This window comes from Pseudomonas sp. NBRC 100443 (assembly GCF_030268185.1).
GTDB classification, from domain to species: Bacteria; Pseudomonadota; Gammaproteobacteria; order Pseudomonadales; family Pseudomonadaceae; genus Pseudomonas; species Pseudomonas citronellolis.
In genome coordinates this window covers 227,279-242,716 of record NZ_BSQE01000004.1, presented here as the reverse complement: position 1 = coordinate 242,716, position 15,438 = coordinate 227,279, and the positions used below count along the sequence as shown (strand labels likewise).

The following is a 15,438-nucleotide window of genomic DNA, read 5'->3' as shown; positions in this document are numbered from 1 at the left end:
CCGTCGCAATAGGAGAGATGAGTCGACAACAGTTCAAATCTACCAAGTTTTTCGTCTTGGCCAAGCTTCCTCGGGTGATACTGCTTTTTTTCGTGGCTATTCGGGGCTGACCAAGGAATTATAGGATATCCAAAAATAATTCATATCACTCAATCACAGGCATTACTAAGGAGTCACACTATGAACCTTGATGATTTTTTCTTGAGGATTGATGAGAAGCTTAAAATAACCAAGGAAAATGAAAATCTGCCAAAAGTGGCCACAGATAGAAATCTAAAGATACTTAAAGAAGCGGTGAATCACATTGCACCCCTGGTAGAAAATTACGCAGCTAAGCTGCAAGAGCGCAACCTCAAAGCCGACATCCGAAATTCAGATGAGAGCATAGAACTCAGCTTAACCTACAAAGATGGCAGTCATCGAACCATCACTCTTGGTAGCACTTCAAGAGAGAAGCTCATCGGGATAGCTGTCGAGCACGTCGATAGCAGTGGGGGCACTGTAATCTCACTAGATGACTCTCATTCCTACGATTCAGAAAGTTGGGAGGATAATATTTACGAGAAGCACTTAAGAAAATTCATCGAAGACTTTATCTCTTGCGCAGAGAGTCATGGAGGGGTCTAACTGCCTGGACACCTCAAGCCACTCACAATGAAAACACGAGGCGGGCTAGAGCTCACCTTCTTAGCCGAAACCTGCAACGAGTTGTCTATCTCAGCAATTCGATTCGAAAAAGCCTCAGTCCTACATCACTGCAATGACATACCCACCATGGAGGCTCCCCAGCCATGTCATTGCAGTGCCCTCGCTGTAACTCTCCCAAGATCACTTCCCTGCATCCTGCCATGAAGATCGGCGCCCTGGTCGGCACGGTCGGTGGCGCAGCTCGTGGTGCATCCGCCGCCCTTGCCGGCGGCCAGGCCGGTGCGGCAGTCGGCACCATTGCTGGTCCATTGGGCATCACCCTCGGCTCATTGTCCGGCGCCATTCTCGGCGGCTTGGCCGGTGGCGTCGGCGGTTGTGCTCTGGGCGCCCAACTCGGCGACCAACTGGATCGTCACGTCCTCGCCAACAACCTCTGCCTGATCTGCGGGCATCGCTTCAACCTGCCGACCTGATCGGTTTCGTTCATCTCCCCCTTCCCTTTCATCCCTTCCGCCGGTGCTGCGCGTTGCGCAGCGCTTTATGCCGGCTATTGCTCACAGGAAACTCATCATGGCTCATCTTATCGAACGTATGGCATATGTCGGCGAAGCCCCCTGGCATGGCCTGGGTAGCCGCCTCTCCCAGAAACAACCGCTGGAAGTCTGGCAACGCGAGGCCGGCATGGACTGGCAGATCCAGGAAAGCCCCGTCCACTTCAAAGCGGATGCGGTCGGCCACCTAGGCAGCATCCACTCCTTCCCCGAACAGAAGGTGCTCTACCGCTCCGATACCAAGGCACCGCTTTCGGTGGTCTCTCAGCGCTACCAGGTGGTGCAGCCCAAGGAAGTGCTGGAGTTCTACCGTGACCTCACCCAGGTCTCTGGCTACGAGCTGGAAACCGCTGGCGTACTCAAGGGTGGCCGCAAGTTCTGGGCACTGGCGCGCACCGGGCAGAACACCTCGCTGAAGGGCAACGACCTGGTCAATGGCTACCTGCTGTTGGCTACGTCCTGTGACGGCACCCTGGCCACCACGGCGACGCCAACCACCGTGCGAGTGGTGTGCAACAACACCCTGACCATCGCCGTCGACGGTGCTACCCGGGCGATCAAGGTGCCGCACAGCACCCGCTTCGATGCCCAGGCGGTCAAGAAGCAACTGGGCATCGCCGTCTCGCAATGGGACGAGTTCATGTACCGCATGCGTCACCTGGCCGAGCGCAAGGTGCAGTGGCACGAGGCGATGGGCTATTTCATGCAGGTGCTCTGCGATGCCCAGCCCAACAATCCGCTGCCGGATACTCTGCCGAACGAGCGCGCGTTGCGTTGGGTGCAAAGCCTGTACGAAGGCCGCGGCCGTGGCTCGCAGTTGGAAGCCGCCAATGGTACTGCCTGGGGCCTGCTCAATGCCGTCACTGAGTACGTCGACCACGAACGCCGGGCGCGCAGCAACGAGTACCGCATGGACTCGGCCTGGTTCGGCCAGGGAGCAGTGATCAAACAACGCGCCCTGGATGCGGCCCTGCAGTTGGTGGCCTGACGGCCGCTCCCCCTCTCGGTATTCCTCTTTGCCCAACCGGTTCTGCGACGACAGCGGTCGCTCGCTGGTACCGCGGCGTTGGGCGTTCTCTTCCACCCGCCGGGGTTCCGCTCCTGGGGAGTGGGCCTCGGTGTTTCATTGGAGGTCTCTCTCATGGGCTGGCTGTTCTCATCCCGTACCCGGGCAGAACTCATCCAAGATCTGATCCGCCCCGAAGACACAGCACGGGCCTATGTTCGTGTGCTTGTGCATACCTTGCGCGGCAATGTGCTGTGGTCGGTCACCGAAGCGACGGCGAAAACTGAACGCGTTCACCCAGACCTCGCTCCCGGCGAGTCCATGCGCTACATCCGCTGTGATCTGTTGCAACGCAGTGGCGGTGAGTGGGGGTACAAAGCCATGGATGAGTCTATGGCGCCGTACTACTACAGCTGCCCGCTGCGCTATCTCGATATGGCCAAGGAACTCTCGCCCGGCTGGCGCGAGAAGGTTCGTGCCCATCACGCACGGCGCCGTCAGTCGGCGACCGCTACAGCCGGTGCTGTAGCCCGGTAAGTGGGAGAGAGCCCAGCCCCGCCTGGATGCGCTCCTCCCGTTGATGGCCTGACGGCCCCCACTCCCTCACTCGATGCCCGACTGGCTTTGCCGGCCGGGCATTTTTATGTCCGGAGAAAAATCCTCATGACGCATGCCCATTCCACTCCCAGTAGGGCACGGCAGCGCCCTGCCCTTCGCCTGGTCGGCACCAAGGACCTGTCCCGCGATGACTGGCTGGCCGTGCGCAAGCACGGTATCGGCAGTTCGGATGCTGCGGCTGCGGTCGGTCTCAACCCCTACAAGTCGCAGTTGGAACTGTGGTTGGAGAAGACCGGCCGCGATACCGGACTGCCCAAGAGCGATCCGAACGACGAGGACACCCCGACCTACTGGGGCAACATCCTCGAGCCCATCGTCGCCAACCACTACGCCCGCCGTACCGGCAATCGGGTACGGCGGATCAATGCCGTGCTGCAGCATCCCGATCCGAAGCTGGACTGGATGCTGGCCAACATCGACCGCGAGGTGATCGGCGCCAGCGACGTGCAGATCCTCGAATGCAAGACCGCTGGCATCAACGGCGCCCGTCTTTGGAAGGAAGGCGTGCCGGTGTACGTGCAGTTGCAAGTGATGCACCAGTTGGCGGTCACCGGCAAGCAGGCGGCCGACGTGGCCGTGCTACTCGGCGGCCAGCACCTGGAGATCCACCGCGTCGAGCGCGACGAGGAGCTCATCGGCCGGCTGATCGATCTGGAGCGCGACTTCTGGGGCTACGTGCAACGCAATACGCCACCGCCGGCGGATGGTTCCGACTCGGCGGAGCAAGCCCTGCGCTGCCTGTACCCTGAGGACCAGGGTCACACCCTGGACTTCACCCAGGATCCGCTGTTGTCGGCCGCCTTCGACGAGTTGCAGGCCGTCCGCGCCAGCCTGGAATTACAGAACAAGCGCGAAGCCGAACTGAAGCAACAACTGCAGCAGGCCATGGGCGATGCCAGCCGGGCCTTGTTCACCAACGGCACGGTGTCCTGGCGCAAGGCCAAGGACAGCGTGGTGCTCGATGTGCCGCGGCTGCTCAAGGAAAAGCCCTACCTGCTGGTGCGCTACCCCACCACCAAAACCGGCAGCCGGCGCTTCCTGATCACCTGAATTCGATTCCCCCTTGACCACCTCGGCGTTTCCCCTGCGCCGGGGTGGTCTTTTTTATTCATCCACTGGAGAACCACCATGCTCAAAGGCTTGGCTATTACTCCGCCGGTGCTCGGGCGGATTTCCATCGGCAAGGTCGTCGAGAAGAACGGCAAGCGCCTGCCGGAGAAGGACGATCAATTCACCCTCACCTCGCAGGTGCAGTTGCGCGATGGCTGGTTGCCCCATCCCCTGGACGAAGAACTGCGCAAAGCCCAGGGCGGCAAGATCCGCAGCATTCCGATCCGCCTGCTGTTCAACGCGCCGGAGCTGAACTTCCGCGCGGAGTATTGCTTGTTCGATCGACAGACTGGGCGACCGGTCTGCGTCGGCAATGGGGAGACCTGCAAGCGTCGAGGCCAGGACGGTATCGCGTCGTTGCCGTGCCCATCACCGGATGCCTGCCCACTGGCCAAGGGCGGCGCGTGCAAACCCTACGGGCGCCTCAATGTCGCCATTGGCGATGAGGATCCACTGGGCAGTTTCGTGTTCCGCACCACCGGCTTCAACAGCATCCGCACCCTAGCAGCGCGGCTGCAGTACCTGCAGGCGATTTCCGGCAACCGCCTGGCGTGCCTGCCGCTGGAGCTACGCCTGCGTGGGAAGTCCACCCGACAAAGCCACGGCTCGCCGATCTTCTACGTCGACATCACGGTGCGCAGTGGGCTGTCGATGGAAGAAGCGCTGCTGCAAGCGCGGGAGCTCGATGAAGCACGTCAGGCCTCTGGCTTCGACCAGGTGGCGCTGGACGCCACGGCGCGGCTGGGCTTTGCCAATGGCGCTTTCGAGGACAGTGACGAAGAAACGGGGGCCATCGCTGAAGAGTTCTTCCCGGAGCCTGCTCCTGAATCGCCCCCTTCAACTGCTCCTGCAGCAGAACCGCTCACCACGCCGAAACCCACCCTGTCGACGCTGCTGAAGGCCCGTGCCGAAGCTCGGGCCCAACACGCCGCGGACTGATGTCCGCGGCGTCACCCCACCCATCAACCTACGAGGAGGATCGCGCCATGAACCTGGTGCGCTTCATTGGTTTGCTGTTCGTGTTCATCGGCGTGCTGGCCAGTTGTGCGGTGGCCGTTGCGCTGCTGGTACTCATGCTGCGTTTCTGGCCAGTGCTCATCACGCTTGGACTAACCGTACTGCTGCTTCAGCGCTTCATTCGCAGGACCGGAATTTCACCTGATTGAAACAACATGACAGGAGCCGAAAAACCACTTACCCGGTCAGTCCTTTCTCGAATCCTTTCTTTTCATATCTGTCGCAACAGCTCGTAAAAGCTGAACCGGGTCTTGACCCGACTGGATGGCGACGACGCGGGCAAAGAGCTCAATCGATGACATGCCTAGTGCATCTGCCATCTGCTCGAACGTCGTCAGCGTCGCCTCTTGCTTGCCTGATTCCAAGCGGCTGACGTGTGCCTGATGTCCCAAATCGACTTGAGCCAGATACCTCTGACTCCTCAATTCTTTCAGACATAAGGCGAAAGCGACCTTCAGCTCCATCGCGGATCTCTTCGCTTAAAGATGAAGATAATCCTTGAAGAGCTCGAAAGTGGTATGATCACATAGTCATGTCACTCGAGAATAAATCTCAAAAACAGATTAACCCAATAACCCTCCTTCGCTAATCAGACATTACGCAAGGAAGCTGTATGCGAGACGCACACACCACGAAAGCACGTAGTTCTACGAAGAGATCAGCACCAACACTCATCAGGCCTAAATCTCATTCACGAGAGACCTCCGTCATGAAAATGATCAGAGCGCTAGCCCTGCTGTTTGCCTTTGCCATCAACGCCATGGCCACCTGTATTGCACATGCGGGCACGGCCGAATGGACCTCCAGCTACACCCAGGGCGTGGAGGAGCACTTGGTCGACGACGGCCACGGCAACCAGTTGAACATCACCTGCCCGGACGATGACGAAAGCCCCGTCTCCGCCTACGCCACCCTCGCCGGCAAGCGCTACTCCTCCGAAAAAGATGGCTTCGACGTCATCGTCGACGGCACCACCTTCAGCAATCCCTTCTACACCGACTGCGAAGCCTGCAGCTCCAGCTTCCCGGGCTTCTGGGCCGCGCTGCGCAAGGCCCGCACCCTGCAGCTCAGTGCCGGTGGCCAGACGGTGACGCTTCCGACCCAGAACCTTCCCCAGGTTCTCCAGCCCCTGACCAGCAAGAAAAACCTCTGCCGCTCCGCCTGGTAATCACCAGCTCTTTCACAGGAATCCGTTCAATGAAGAAGTACATCCCCCTACTGCTTATGGCTGTGGCGCTGTCCGGCTGCGGCGCGGAACCACCCATCACCGTGGAGCTGGGGCACAACCCCTATTGGGGATCGCCTCAGTTGCAGATCACCGCCAAGAAAGACGCCGTCACGATCAACAGCGTGACCATCAACCGTGGCAACTGCAAAGCCAACGCCTATGAAGTCCTGCCCTACCAGGTGCCGTTCGGTGACGTCCTGAAGGTCGACTCGCGCTACTGCCAGAAGATCATTGAGGCGTCGATCTCCACCAGCGAGGGTGATTACGACTTCAGCTTCGGCAACTAGTCCCACCCTCCGCTAACCCCACTCGGAATACCCAACTCCGCCCACGGCCATCACTTGGCCGTGGGCGGAGCAGGGACCCTTTTGTTTTTTGAAAACCCAGGAGCTGCCCATCGAGACACACCCCAAAAGAACAAAGCACCACGGCCAGACACACTCAAGGATCTGAACTCATGACACCGACGTACCGCAAAACCCTCCTCGCCCTGGCCATTTCCGCCAGTGCCCTGCCCCTAGCCGCGCACGCTTTGACGCTGACCAACAGCGGCCTGGACAGTGAAGGCAACACCTACACCGACAGCACCGAAGTGACCGGGGCCTTCACGGGCAGCGACCAACCTCTTCGCTTCTACAGCGACACCTTCAACCACGACCTGGTGCTCAACGCCCAGGAGCAAGCCACGGGGGATGATCTCAATGGCGTCGACCTGTCCTACGCGGGTGACGACGACAATCCCTCCTCCATCGGTGCGCCCACCGAAGTGTTCGGCAACCTGCAGAACAAGGGCAGCATTTCGGTGAGCGGTGCGGGCGTCACCGGCCTGCTGATCGACCCCGCAGTTATCCACGGCAACCTGGTCAATGAAGGCACCCTGCAGGTGGCCGGTGGTGTCCTTGAGGGCGATGGCATTCGCGGCCTCAAGTTCGCCGGCCAGTCGGTATTGCAGGGCGACCTGATCAACGCCGCCAGCGGCAAGATCCTCGCCGATGGCGACGAGGCCACCGGCATCCAGCTCAAGGGCGGCACCATCGGCGGCAAGCTGATCAACAACGGCCTGGTCCAGGTCAGCGGTACCGAATCAACGGGCGTTCTCGCCACCTATGACGACGACATGGGTAACCCGGATCGAGTGGACCTCGGCGGGATCGAGAACCACGGCAGCATTGTGGCCAGTGGCGACGATGCGACGGCGCTGCGCCTGGATGGTGTGAGCTTTGCCGACGCACCGGTGCAGGTGCTTAACACCGGCGCCATCCAGGCTGACGATGCCGCCATCGAGGTGGGCGCCTTCGACATCGACGGCGCGAATGCCAGCAATACCCTGGTCATCCAGAACAGCGGCACCCTGATTTCCCAGGACGAAGCCATCGATGCCTCCCAGGCCAGTGGCGGCGTGCGCCTGGTGTGGAATGCCGGCAGCATCACCGGCAACCTGATCGACCTGTCCAACATCGAAGTGAACGGCGACGTGACCTTCAATGGCACCGACGCCAGTACCGATGGCGCGAACATCCGACTGAAGGACTCCGGTTGGCTGGATGTCGGCAGCGATGCGGGCAACACGCCGGCGCACCTGGAATTCGCTCAGCCGCACACCACTATCCAGGGCAACCTGGACGTGGCCGGCAACTCGTCGCTGGGGCTCAACCTGAGTTCGGCCACGGATCCGAACAAGGCCGTGGTTGCGGTCTCCGGCACGGCGGAATTCGCCAAGGGCTCGCAGATCCAGCTGGCGGCCCAGGGCAATGACTTCAAGGCCCAGGGCACGACCTATACCCTGATCCAGGCCGGCACCCTGCAAGATGACGGCGTCAGCGTAACCAGCCGTTCGGCCCTGCTGAACGTCGACACTGTCAGCAGTGGCGATAACCAGATCCTGGCCAAGGTCAGCACCAAGGACCAGGACGAAGTCGGCGACGTGATCGGCCAGATTGGTGGCTCAGCCAACGCCCAGCGTGCGGGCGCAGCCTTCAGCCAGGTAGTCGCCGGGTTAGCGCAGAGCAACCCTAACGATCCGGTGTTCCAGGCCTATGTGAATGCCTCACAGGACCCAGCAGCACTGAAGCAACTGGCTGAGCAGCTAGCCCCTGAGGTGAACGGCGGTGCGACCCATGCGGCCACCAGTGGGCAAACGCTGATGAGCAACGTCACCGGTAATCGCACCAGCAGCCTACGAGGTGCATCCTCGGGCGATGTGCTGCAGCACACCGGTGTCTGGGCCCAGGCGTTGTACAGCGATGCCAACCAGGATCTGCGCGATGGCGTGGCCGGCTTCAATGCCTACAGCCACGGCATCGCCATTGGCGCCGATGGCCAACTGACCGATCAATTGACCCTGGGGGTGGCCTACAGCTTCCTGCATACCAGCGTGAACAGCGACACCGGCAACACCACCGACGTCGATGGCAATGCCCTCACTCTGTACAGCGGCTTCGAACAGGGCAACTACTTCGTCGACGCCAACCTGAGCTATGGCCTCAACGACAACGAGAGCAAGCGTCGTATCGTCGAGACCACCGCGAAAGGCGATTACGACAGCCAGGTCCTAGGCGCCAACGTCGTCGGTGGCTACACCTACCGTCTGAGCGAGCAGTTCCTGGTCGAGCCGCGGTTGGCTGCCCGCTATGCGCGCGTCGATATCGACGGCTACCACGAGAAGGGTTCGTCGGCGGCTATCAAGGTGGATAGCCAACGCTACGAGGTAGCGGAGTTGGGTGCTGGTGTGCGGGTAGCGGGTGACTTCCAGGTCGGTAACGGCAACCTGCAGCCGCAAGCCAAGCTGATGGCCTACCATGACTTCGCCGCGGACGAAGCCCAGAGCACCTCGACCTTTGTGCTGGGTGGTACGCCCTTCGTGAGCCAGGGCGCCAAGGCGGTGCGCAACAGCTACGAAGCAGGTGTCGGTGCGGACTATCACCTGGGTGCGGTCACGGTTGGTGTCAGCTACGACTACACCGGCAAGACCGACTTCAATGCCGACACCTTCACCGCCAAGGTCCGTTACGACTTCTGATGAGCAACCACCTTTCCGGCCCACGCAGGTGGGCCGGTTTTCTTCGAGCCCTTCGAGCTCTCCCGGCGCTGCTGCTCGGCGCCCTCCTCGTCGGCTGCCAATCGCCTCGCGAGGCACTGCAGCAGTTGGCGGATGCGCATGGGCGGCAACTGGAGATCCTGTCGGGGCAGCCGTTCCCGTTGGCCATGCTTCCACCGCAGAACGCCACGAAAGCCACTCGTTTACGCGTCTACCTGGAAGGCGATGGCCATGCCTGGGCCACGGCAACACAACCCAGCTTGGATCCGAGTCCGCACAATTTGTTGGTGGCGCGGCTGGCCGTGGCCGATCCGACGCCGAATGCCTACCTAGCGCGGCCTTGCCAGTTCGTCACCGCACCGGCCTGCGAACCCACGCTCTGGACCTATCGGCGGTTTTCGCAGGAAGTCGTCACCCGCCTCAGCCAGGCCCTGGACCAGATGAAGCAACGCTATGGCAATCGAGAGTTCGAGCTAGTGGGGTATTCCGGTGGTGCAGCGCTGGCACTGATGCTGGCGGCTCAGAGGAATGACGTTGCTCAGGTACAAACCTTGGCCGGCAACCTCAGCCCACGACTTTGGGCAGAAATAAAGGGGCTCTCGTCCCTCAGCAGTTCTCTGGATCCGCTGGACTATCAGGGTCGGCTAGCGGCAATACCACAGCGACATCTGGTGGGAGACACAGATAACGTTGTCCCAGCATCGCTAGCCAAGGCGTACATAGCACTACTGCCTCTATACGCCTGCAGCCAAGTTGTAGTCTCCCCGGCTACAGATCATCAGCAAGGCTGGGAGGTTGCCTGGAAAACATGGCGAGATAAGCCGTTGAATTGCGAAGGGGATTGAGTTCAACGTAAGAATGGGCCGCCTTTCACCGTTGGCAGAGATAAGCCCTCCCCTTTCCACTCGACAAGGCAATCATCCGGAAGCGCTAAGAACAGGACGACCTGTCATCTATCGACCCGTTGCTGAAGATGCGCCGGATAGCGCTCACCGACGACCTCGATCTGCCGCAGTGCGGCGTCGATGGTAACGAGGTCCGTGGCGTCCAACACCAGGGCCGCCGCGCCGAGATTCTCCTCCAGACGGTGCAGTTTGGTAGTACCGGGAATAGGCACTATCCAGGGTTTCTGAGCCAACAACCAGGCGATGGCGATTTGCGCGCGAGTTGCACCCTTGCCCTCGGCAATGCGGCCGAGCACCTCCACCAGTCCAGCGTTGGCTTTGCGGTTCTCCTCGGAGAAACGTGGCACGACATTGCGGAAGTCGTTCGTCGAGAATTGGGTGTGATCGTCGATAGCCCCCGTGAGGAAGCCCTTGCCCAACGGGCTGAAGGGCACGAAGCCGATGCCCAGTTCTTCCAGCAGCGAAAGGATTTCCCGCTCCGGCTCGCGCCACCATAGCGAGTACTCGCTCTGCAGTGCCGCCACCGGCTGTACTGCGTGGGCCCGGCGGATGGATTGCGGGCCTGCCTCGGAAAGGCCGAAGTGCATCACCTTGCCCTCGCGGATCAGCTCACCGACGGTGCCGGCCACATCCTCCATCGGCACGTTCGGGTCGACGCGGTGCTGGTAGAACAAGTCGATTCGGTCGGTCCTCAGGCGCTTGAGCGAAGCCTCGGCCACCGCGCGGATGTTCTCCGGACGACTGTCGAGGCCTAGGGTGGTGTCGCCCTCTTTGAAGCCGAATTTGGTGGCGATTACCACCTCGTCACGTACCGGCGCCAGGACTTCACCCAGTAACTGCTCGTTGGCGAAGGGGCCGTAGGCCTCGGCGGTATCGAAGAAGGTCACGCCGCTGTCGAAGGCGGTGCGGATCAGGCGGATACCGTCGTAACGATCCACCGCTGGGCCGTAGCCATAGCTCAGGCCCATGCAGCCCAGGCCCAGCGTCGATACCAGCAAGCCGTCTCGGCCCAGCGTGCGTTTGTCCATCGGATTCTCTCCTGTATCGGCAACGGGCGGGAACGCCCGGCAAGTCGTCTGCGATGAACTTTACCCAGAGACCTGCGTGTCGATTAGACGGAAAAAGCCGCATTCGCCTATGAGCGTATCTCATGTATCTACACCCTGAATTCATGAGCACACCTCATAGCTCCAAGTGCATTGCGCCCCTTAATCGCTGGACTGCCGAGGTCTAGCATGGGCCAAGCCGTTCACTCGCCAAGCGGAGAACACCATGAACGAACGCCCTTCCACCGCCCACAAGGCCTTCGGTGACATCGCCCCGGCGCTGGCCGACTACACCGACCAGGTGTTGTTCGGCGATGTCTGGCAGCGCCCCGGCCTGTCGCCACGCGACCGCAGCCTGGTCACCGTGGCCAGCCTGGTGGCGTGCTACCAGGCCAACGAACTGCATTTCCACCTCGGCAAGGCGCTGGACAATGGCCTGACCCGCGAAGAGCTGATCGAGGCCATCACCCACCTGGCCTTCTATTCCGGCTGGCCCACGGCCTCCACCGCGTTGGCCGTCGCCCGCCGGGTATTCGCCGAACGCGGCGCCACCATCTGAGGACCTACCCATGGAATACCGTTACCTGGGACGCAGTGCCCTGAAAGTCTCGCCCCTGTGCCTGGGCACGATGATGTTCGGCGGCGAGACCGACGAGACCACGTCGCGACGCATCATCGACAAGGCCTTCGAGCAGGGCGTCAACTTCATCGACACCGCTGATGTCTACCACAAGGGGCACTCCGAGGAGGTGGTCGGTCGCGCCATCGCTGCCAACCGCGACGACTGGGTGATCGCCAGCAAGTTCGGCTACGCCTTCGGCGACGCGCCGAACGCCCAGGGCCAGTCGCGCAAGTGGATCTACCAGTCGGTAGAGAACAGCCTGCGGCGCCTGGACACTGACTACCTGGATATCGTCTATTTCCACCGCAACGTGACCGATGCGCCGTTGGAGGAAGGGTTACGCGCGGTGGGCGAACTGATCCGCCAGGGCAAGGTGCGCTACTACGGCCTGTCCAACTTCCGTGGCTGGCGTATCGCCGAGGTCGTGCGCCTGGCCGACCGACTGGGTATCGACCGGCCGATCTGCAGCGAACCGCTGTACAACCTGGTGGACCGCACCGCCGAGGTGGAACAGCTGCCCGCCGCCGGCCACTTCGGCATCGGCGTGGTTCCCTACAGCCCGCTGGCCCGCGGCGTGCTCACCGGCAAATACCGGCCCGACGCCGAACCACCGGCGGACTCCCGCATCGGCCGTGGCGACCGGCGCATCCAGCAGACCGAGTGGCGCCCCGAATCCCTACGGATCGCCCAGCGCATCGCCGAGCACGCCGCGGGCCGGGGCACCACGCCAGCCGCGTTCGCCCTGGCCTGGGTGCTGAACAATCCGCTGGTCAGCTCCATCATCGCCGGCCCGCGCACCGAGGCGCACTGGGACGGTTACCTGCCGGCGCTCGACATGAATCTCACCGCGGAGGACGAAGCACTGGTGGACAGCCTGGTGCCGCCTGGCCATGCCTCCACCCCAGGCTACAGCGATCCCGCCTACCCCATCGAGGGCCGCCCGCTCCGCTGACACGCCCTGCGGATATGCCACGTCCTGCGCCCGGCCTCTAGTCCCGATGGCGCAGGGCTTCCACCAGCACTGCGAAGGCGCGAGACTTCTGCCGCCGGCTCGGGTAGTAGAGGTGGTAGCCGGGGAAGGTCGGGCACCAGTCCTCCAGTACCTGTTCCAGGCGGCCTTCGGCGACATGCCCGGCGACCATGTCCTGTGGCAGATAGGCGAGGCCGAATCCGTCCAGCACCGCACGCAGGATGTGCGGGCTGCTGTTGAAGGTCAGTTGGCCTTCGACTCGCGCCTTAACCTCATGCCCCTCCCTGACGAACTCCCAAGCCATCAGCCCGCCGTAGGTCGGCAGGCGCAGGTTCACGCAGTCGTGGCCGGCCAGCGCCTGCACGTCGTCCGGACGGCCGTTGCGGGAGAGATAGGCGGGGCTGGCGACCACCGCCATGCGCAGGTCCGGAGCGATACGCACGGCGATCATGTCCTTGGCCACTTGGTCGCCCAGGCGCACCCCGGCATCGAAGCGCTCGGCGGCGATGTCGGTCAGGCCGTAGTCGATGCTCACCTCGACCTTGATGTCCGGATAATCCGGCAACACCTTCGCCAGCTTCGGCCAGAGCACGGTAGTGGCGGCATGTTCGGCGGCCGTGATGCGCAAGGTACCAATCGGCTTGTCGCGGAAATCGCTGAGTGCCGCGAGTTCGGCCTCGATCTCCTCGAAGCGCGGCGCCAGTGTCTGCAGCAGCCGCTCGCCGGCCTCGGTAGGCGAGACGCTGCGGGTGGTGCGACTGAGCAGGCGCAGGCCGAGACGCGTTTCCAGGGCACGGATGGTGTGGCTGAGCGCCGACTGGGAAACCCCAAGCTGCGCCGCTGCCTTGGTGAAGCTGCCTTCTCGTGCCACCGTGGTGAAGGCAACCAGATCATTGAAGTTTTCCCGAGGCATGCAGACACCGCAGTAGTAGAGGAAATTGTATTAAATCGACATATCGGCCCGTTAAGAACACGAGAACAGGCTCGTGAGTACAGCGAAGACGCCGGAGATGGCGATGCCCTGGCCGGTCATACCTTCGGTGACACGCAGATCCGTTGCCATGGGCGTGAGCAGGCTGACGGGCAGGAACTCGGAGGCGATCAGTGCGAAGGCGCAGACAGCCAAGACGAAGACGCCGCTCCAGGACGTTGGCTGCTCTTGGCGCTCCCGAAGGGTGTCGGTGCCCTCGGAAGCCTTGATGACGGTGGTGGCGACCTGTCCACCGACGACCAGACGAATCCTCATAGAGAACTCCTTGGAGGGCGCGGACGAGGTATCGCTCGCTGCCCGAGCCACCGAGCCACCAGCTATGCACGCCACCAGGGCCAGACAGGCGCCGGCGAGGAGCATCGACGTCCTGCGGCGCGACGGAGGCCAGGAGAGTGAGGGAGCGTTTTTCATGACCGCCATGATGGCGAATCGAGGCCAGGCCGAACAGCTAATTGATTCTTAAAGAGCATATAAGCTCTACTAATCAATTCGCGCGAGCCAAGAAAATAGCGAGAGCCATCAACGATTCCCTGTGGTGAGTCAGGGAGCGCCTATTGCCTCCTGGCGACAGCATCAACGCCAAATACCTATCTGGTCTGTTGTACGGATCGACCGCCGAGTGCTCTTCCGGTGATATTTTTGACCAAGGCCGATCAGCGAATGCTCTCTATCGGTTGGAAATTGACCAACCGGCTGCTAGCCAGCGACGCAGTTATATCCCACAACCGTAAAGCCTGTTGAGCCTCCAGTGCCAGGTGCTTTGGTTCGAACTTCTTGGGGTTGCGCAGGATGCAACCCGAAGTCCCGAGACTGTTATTCTGGACTAGCAAGCGCACCGCGTTCTGCGCCGACTTTTCCGGCGAAGTGCCCAGCAGGCCCATCAAGCGCATGCTCAACGGCATTGCCTTGTCTGCCATGGCCTTAGTCTTTGTCGGCCCTACGCAGGAGGCGCTAATGCTCACCGGCAGCTGCTTTTCCCTGAAGCGGCGCGCAGCTTCCTGGATGTGCAGGAAGCCCAGTACATGGGTACCCAGCACCGCCTTGTAAAAACCCCATTTGCGGCGCTCGAACTGCAAGTCGTCCAGATCGGCACGGATGAAGCCGGGAACATCGCCCGCGATATGCACTATTCGTCCATCGCCTGAGGCCACAAGGTTGTCGAGCAGAAGTCGGTTAAGCGCCGCTCGGGCGAAATACTGCAAGGCGAAAGCGAACTCGAACCCATCACTGGTGACCAGCTTTACATGAAAGGCCGACATCGCCGTATGCATCACACCATGCAGTTGCGGTGCCCACGCTACCACCTCCCCGGCCACCCGTTTGATACCCGCGACGGTGGCCAGATCACCGGTTAGGAAGTCTGCGCTGCTCGCGCCTTCTTGCCGCAACGTTGCGACCACTGCGTCTCCCGCAGCCTGACCACGCCCGACGATAAGGATTGCCGCGCCTCTTCGGGCCAGCTCGATTGCAGCAGCACGGCCAATGCCGGTCGAACCGCCGAAGAAGACGAACCGCTTGTTGCGGACATCACGCTCGGCCCATTGCGGTGTCGATCGAGAGACCATGCTGAAGCTCCTTTTTGGGAAATTGCCTGAATAAAAAAGTAGGAGCCGCACTGGTCGGGCCACCCTGAGATGGCCCACCCCAGCCGCTCTGCCTGCTCCTACGAAAGGGGTCTGGCAGACGAGA

At 61.5% G+C, this 15,438-nt stretch carries 17 protein-coding genes and 1 pseudogene; 13 read left to right on the top strand and 5 right to left on the bottom strand.

Translation table 11 applies throughout. The features are described from left to right. The first annotated feature begins 180 nt into the window (after nt 1–180). From QSJ95_RS07380 to QSJ95_RS07350, 7 genes are all read left to right on the top strand, one after another. Nucleotides 181–627 carry a hypothetical protein gene (locus QSJ95_RS07380; protein WP_285641223.1) on the top strand — a complete coding sequence of 149 codons (447 nt, stop codon included), beginning with the start codon at nt 181–183 and terminating at the stop codon, nt 625–627. Between the two features lie 221 nt (nt 628–848). Next, complete coding sequence (locus QSJ95_RS07375) at nt 849–1,121, top strand: hypothetical protein (RefSeq protein ID WP_285641221.1); 273 nt, start codon at nt 849–851, stop codon at nt 1,119–1,121. 97 nt (nt 1,122–1,218) lie between these two features. Then, nucleotides 1,219–2,187, top strand: a complete 969-nt coding sequence (locus QSJ95_RS07370) for a DUF932 domain-containing protein (protein WP_285641219.1) — start codon at nt 1,219–1,221, stop codon at nt 2,185–2,187. 153 nt (nt 2,188–2,340) lie between these two features. After that, on the top strand, nt 2,341–2,742 hold the full coding sequence (locus tag QSJ95_RS07365; RefSeq protein ID WP_285641217.1) for a hypothetical protein: 402 nt from the start codon (nt 2,341–2,343) through the stop codon (nt 2,740–2,742). Between the two features lie 126 nt (nt 2,743–2,868). Next, the gene (locus tag QSJ95_RS07360) at nt 2,869–3,873 is read left to right on the top strand and encodes a YqaJ viral recombinase family nuclease (protein WP_285641215.1); all 1,005 of its coding nucleotides are present in this window, start codon (nt 2,869–2,871) and stop codon (nt 3,871–3,873) included. Between the two features lie 78 nt (nt 3,874–3,951). Then, nucleotides 3,952–4,872 carry a recombination directionality factor gene (locus QSJ95_RS07355; protein ID WP_285641214.1) on the top strand — a complete coding sequence of 307 codons (921 nt, stop codon included), beginning with the start codon at nt 3,952–3,954 and terminating at the stop codon, nt 4,870–4,872. Nucleotides 4,873–4,919: 47 nt separating this feature from the next. After that, complete coding sequence (locus QSJ95_RS07350) at nt 4,920–5,099, top strand: hypothetical protein (RefSeq protein ID WP_023124078.1); 180 nt, start codon at nt 4,920–4,922, stop codon at nt 5,097–5,099. 36 nt (nt 5,100–5,135) lie between these two features. Here the strand turns inward: QSJ95_RS07350 and QSJ95_RS07345 are convergent, their stop codons facing one another. Continuing rightward, on the bottom strand, nt 5,136–5,414 hold the full coding sequence (locus tag QSJ95_RS07345; RefSeq protein WP_023910463.1) for a helix-turn-helix domain-containing protein: 279 nt from the start codon (nt 5,412–5,414) through the stop codon (nt 5,136–5,138). A 251-nt stretch (nt 5,415–5,665) separates the two neighbouring features. On the opposite strand from QSJ95_RS07345, the gene QSJ95_RS07340 reads away from it, so the two are divergent. The 4 genes from QSJ95_RS07340 (at nt 5,666) to QSJ95_RS07325 (ending at nt 10,060) form a co-directional block, all read left to right on the top strand. Next, nucleotides 5,666–6,118, top strand: a complete 453-nt coding sequence (locus tag QSJ95_RS07340; protein ID WP_285641340.1) for a YfjT/YkfB family phage-associated protein — start codon at nt 5,666–5,668, stop codon at nt 6,116–6,118. A 29-nt stretch (nt 6,119–6,147) separates the two neighbouring features. Further along, nucleotides 6,148–6,465 carry a putative periplasmic lipoprotein gene (locus QSJ95_RS07335; RefSeq protein WP_023124076.1) on the top strand — a complete coding sequence of 106 codons (318 nt, stop codon included), beginning with the start codon at nt 6,148–6,150 and terminating at the stop codon, nt 6,463–6,465. 170 nt (nt 6,466–6,635) lie between these two features. Beyond that, the gene (locus tag QSJ95_RS07330; protein ID WP_285641207.1) at nt 6,636–9,197 is read left to right on the top strand and encodes an autotransporter family protein; all 2,562 of its coding nucleotides are present in this window, start codon (nt 6,636–6,638) and stop codon (nt 9,195–9,197) included. Further along, the gene (locus QSJ95_RS07325; protein WP_285641205.1) at nt 9,197–10,060 is read left to right on the top strand and encodes an alpha/beta hydrolase; all 864 of its coding nucleotides are present in this window, start codon (nt 9,197–9,199) and stop codon (nt 10,058–10,060) included. Before QSJ95_RS07330 ends, QSJ95_RS07325 begins: the two co-directional genes overlap by 1 nt. A 104-nt stretch (nt 10,061–10,164) precedes the next feature. On the opposite strand, the gene QSJ95_RS07320 is transcribed toward QSJ95_RS07325, so the two are convergent. Continuing rightward, nucleotides 10,165–11,148 (bottom strand): aldo/keto reductase, encoded by a 984-nt coding sequence (locus tag QSJ95_RS07320; protein ID WP_285641204.1) that lies wholly within the window; start codon nt 11,146–11,148, stop codon nt 10,165–10,167. Nucleotides 11,149–11,392: 244 nt separating this feature from the next. On the opposite strand from QSJ95_RS07320, the gene QSJ95_RS07315 reads away from it, so the two are divergent. Both QSJ95_RS07315 and QSJ95_RS07310 read left to right on the top strand, forming a co-directional pair. Continuing rightward, a complete protein-coding gene (locus QSJ95_RS07315; protein WP_285641203.1) occupies nt 11,393–11,725 on the top strand; it encodes a carboxymuconolactone decarboxylase family protein in 333 nt (110 codons plus the stop codon). A gap of 10 nt (nt 11,726–11,735) precedes the next feature. Beyond that, a complete protein-coding gene (locus QSJ95_RS07310; protein WP_285641202.1) occupies nt 11,736–12,740 on the top strand; it encodes an aldo/keto reductase in 1,005 nt (334 codons plus the stop codon). A gap of 37 nt (nt 12,741–12,777) precedes the next feature. Here the strand turns inward: QSJ95_RS07310 and QSJ95_RS07305 are convergent, their stop codons facing one another. The 3 genes and pseudogenes from QSJ95_RS07305 to QSJ95_RS07295 form a co-directional block, all read right to left on the bottom strand. Further along, nucleotides 12,778–13,671: a LysR family transcriptional regulator gene (locus QSJ95_RS07305; RefSeq protein WP_285641200.1), complete on the bottom strand. Its 894-nt coding sequence runs from the start codon at nt 13,669–13,671 to the stop codon at nt 12,778–12,780. A 63-nt stretch (nt 13,672–13,734) separates the two neighbouring features. Then, a pseudogene (locus tag QSJ95_RS07300) lies at nt 13,735–14,004 on the bottom strand (MFS transporter); the annotation flags it as partial. A gap of 398 nt (nt 14,005–14,402) precedes the next feature. Next, nucleotides 14,403–15,314: an SDR family NAD(P)-dependent oxidoreductase gene (locus QSJ95_RS07295; RefSeq protein ID WP_285641198.1), complete on the bottom strand. Its 912-nt coding sequence runs from the start codon at nt 15,312–15,314 to the stop codon at nt 14,403–14,405. Nucleotides 15,315–15,438: the final 124 nt, after the last annotated feature.

Excerpts from the sequence above, each read along its gene's own strand:
- QSJ95_RS07360 (WP_285641215.1), top strand. The coding sequence starts at position 2,869 with ATGACGCATGCCCATTCCACTCCCAGTAGGGCACGGCAGCGCCCTGCC.
- QSJ95_RS07365 (WP_285641217.1), top strand. The coding sequence starts at position 2,341 with ATGGGCTGGCTGTTCTCATCCCGTACCCGGGCAGAACTCATCCAAGAT.
- QSJ95_RS07315 (WP_285641203.1), top strand. The coding sequence starts at position 11,393 with ATGAACGAACGCCCTTCCACCGCCCACAAGGCCTTCGGTGACATCGCC.
- QSJ95_RS07305 (WP_285641200.1), bottom strand. The coding sequence starts at position 13,671 with ATGCCTCGGGAAAACTTCAATGATCTGGTTGCCTTCACCACGGTGGCA.
- QSJ95_RS07320 (WP_285641204.1), bottom strand. The coding sequence starts at position 11,148 with ATGGACAAACGCACGCTGGGCCGAGACGGCTTGCTGGTATCGACGCTG.
- QSJ95_RS07350 (WP_023124078.1), top strand. The coding sequence starts at position 4,920 with ATGAACCTGGTGCGCTTCATTGGTTTGCTGTTCGTGTTCATCGGCGTG.
- QSJ95_RS07380 (WP_285641223.1), top strand. The coding sequence starts at position 181 with ATGAACCTTGATGATTTTTTCTTGAGGATTGATGAGAAGCTTAAAATA.
- QSJ95_RS07330 (WP_285641207.1), top strand. The coding sequence starts at position 6,636 with ATGACACCGACGTACCGCAAAACCCTCCTCGCCCTGGCCATTTCCGCC.
- QSJ95_RS07355 (WP_285641214.1), top strand. The coding sequence starts at position 3,952 with ATGCTCAAAGGCTTGGCTATTACTCCGCCGGTGCTCGGGCGGATTTCC.
- QSJ95_RS07295 (WP_285641198.1), bottom strand. The coding sequence starts at position 15,314 with ATGGTCTCTCGATCGACACCGCAATGGGCCGAGCGTGATGTCCGCAAC.
- QSJ95_RS07340 (WP_285641340.1), top strand. The coding sequence starts at position 5,666 with ATGATCAGAGCGCTAGCCCTGCTGTTTGCCTTTGCCATCAACGCCATG.
- QSJ95_RS07345 (WP_023910463.1), bottom strand. The coding sequence starts at position 5,414 with ATGGAGCTGAAGGTCGCTTTCGCCTTATGTCTGAAAGAATTGAGGAGT.
- QSJ95_RS07370 (WP_285641219.1), top strand. The coding sequence starts at position 1,219 with ATGGCTCATCTTATCGAACGTATGGCATATGTCGGCGAAGCCCCCTGG.
- QSJ95_RS07325 (WP_285641205.1), top strand. The coding sequence starts at position 9,197 with ATGAGCAACCACCTTTCCGGCCCACGCAGGTGGGCCGGTTTTCTTCGA.
- QSJ95_RS07310 (WP_285641202.1), top strand. The coding sequence starts at position 11,736 with ATGGAATACCGTTACCTGGGACGCAGTGCCCTGAAAGTCTCGCCCCTG.
- QSJ95_RS07375 (WP_285641221.1), top strand. The coding sequence starts at position 849 with ATGAAGATCGGCGCCCTGGTCGGCACGGTCGGTGGCGCAGCTCGTGGT.
- QSJ95_RS07335 (WP_023124076.1), top strand. The coding sequence starts at position 6,148 with ATGAAGAAGTACATCCCCCTACTGCTTATGGCTGTGGCGCTGTCCGGC.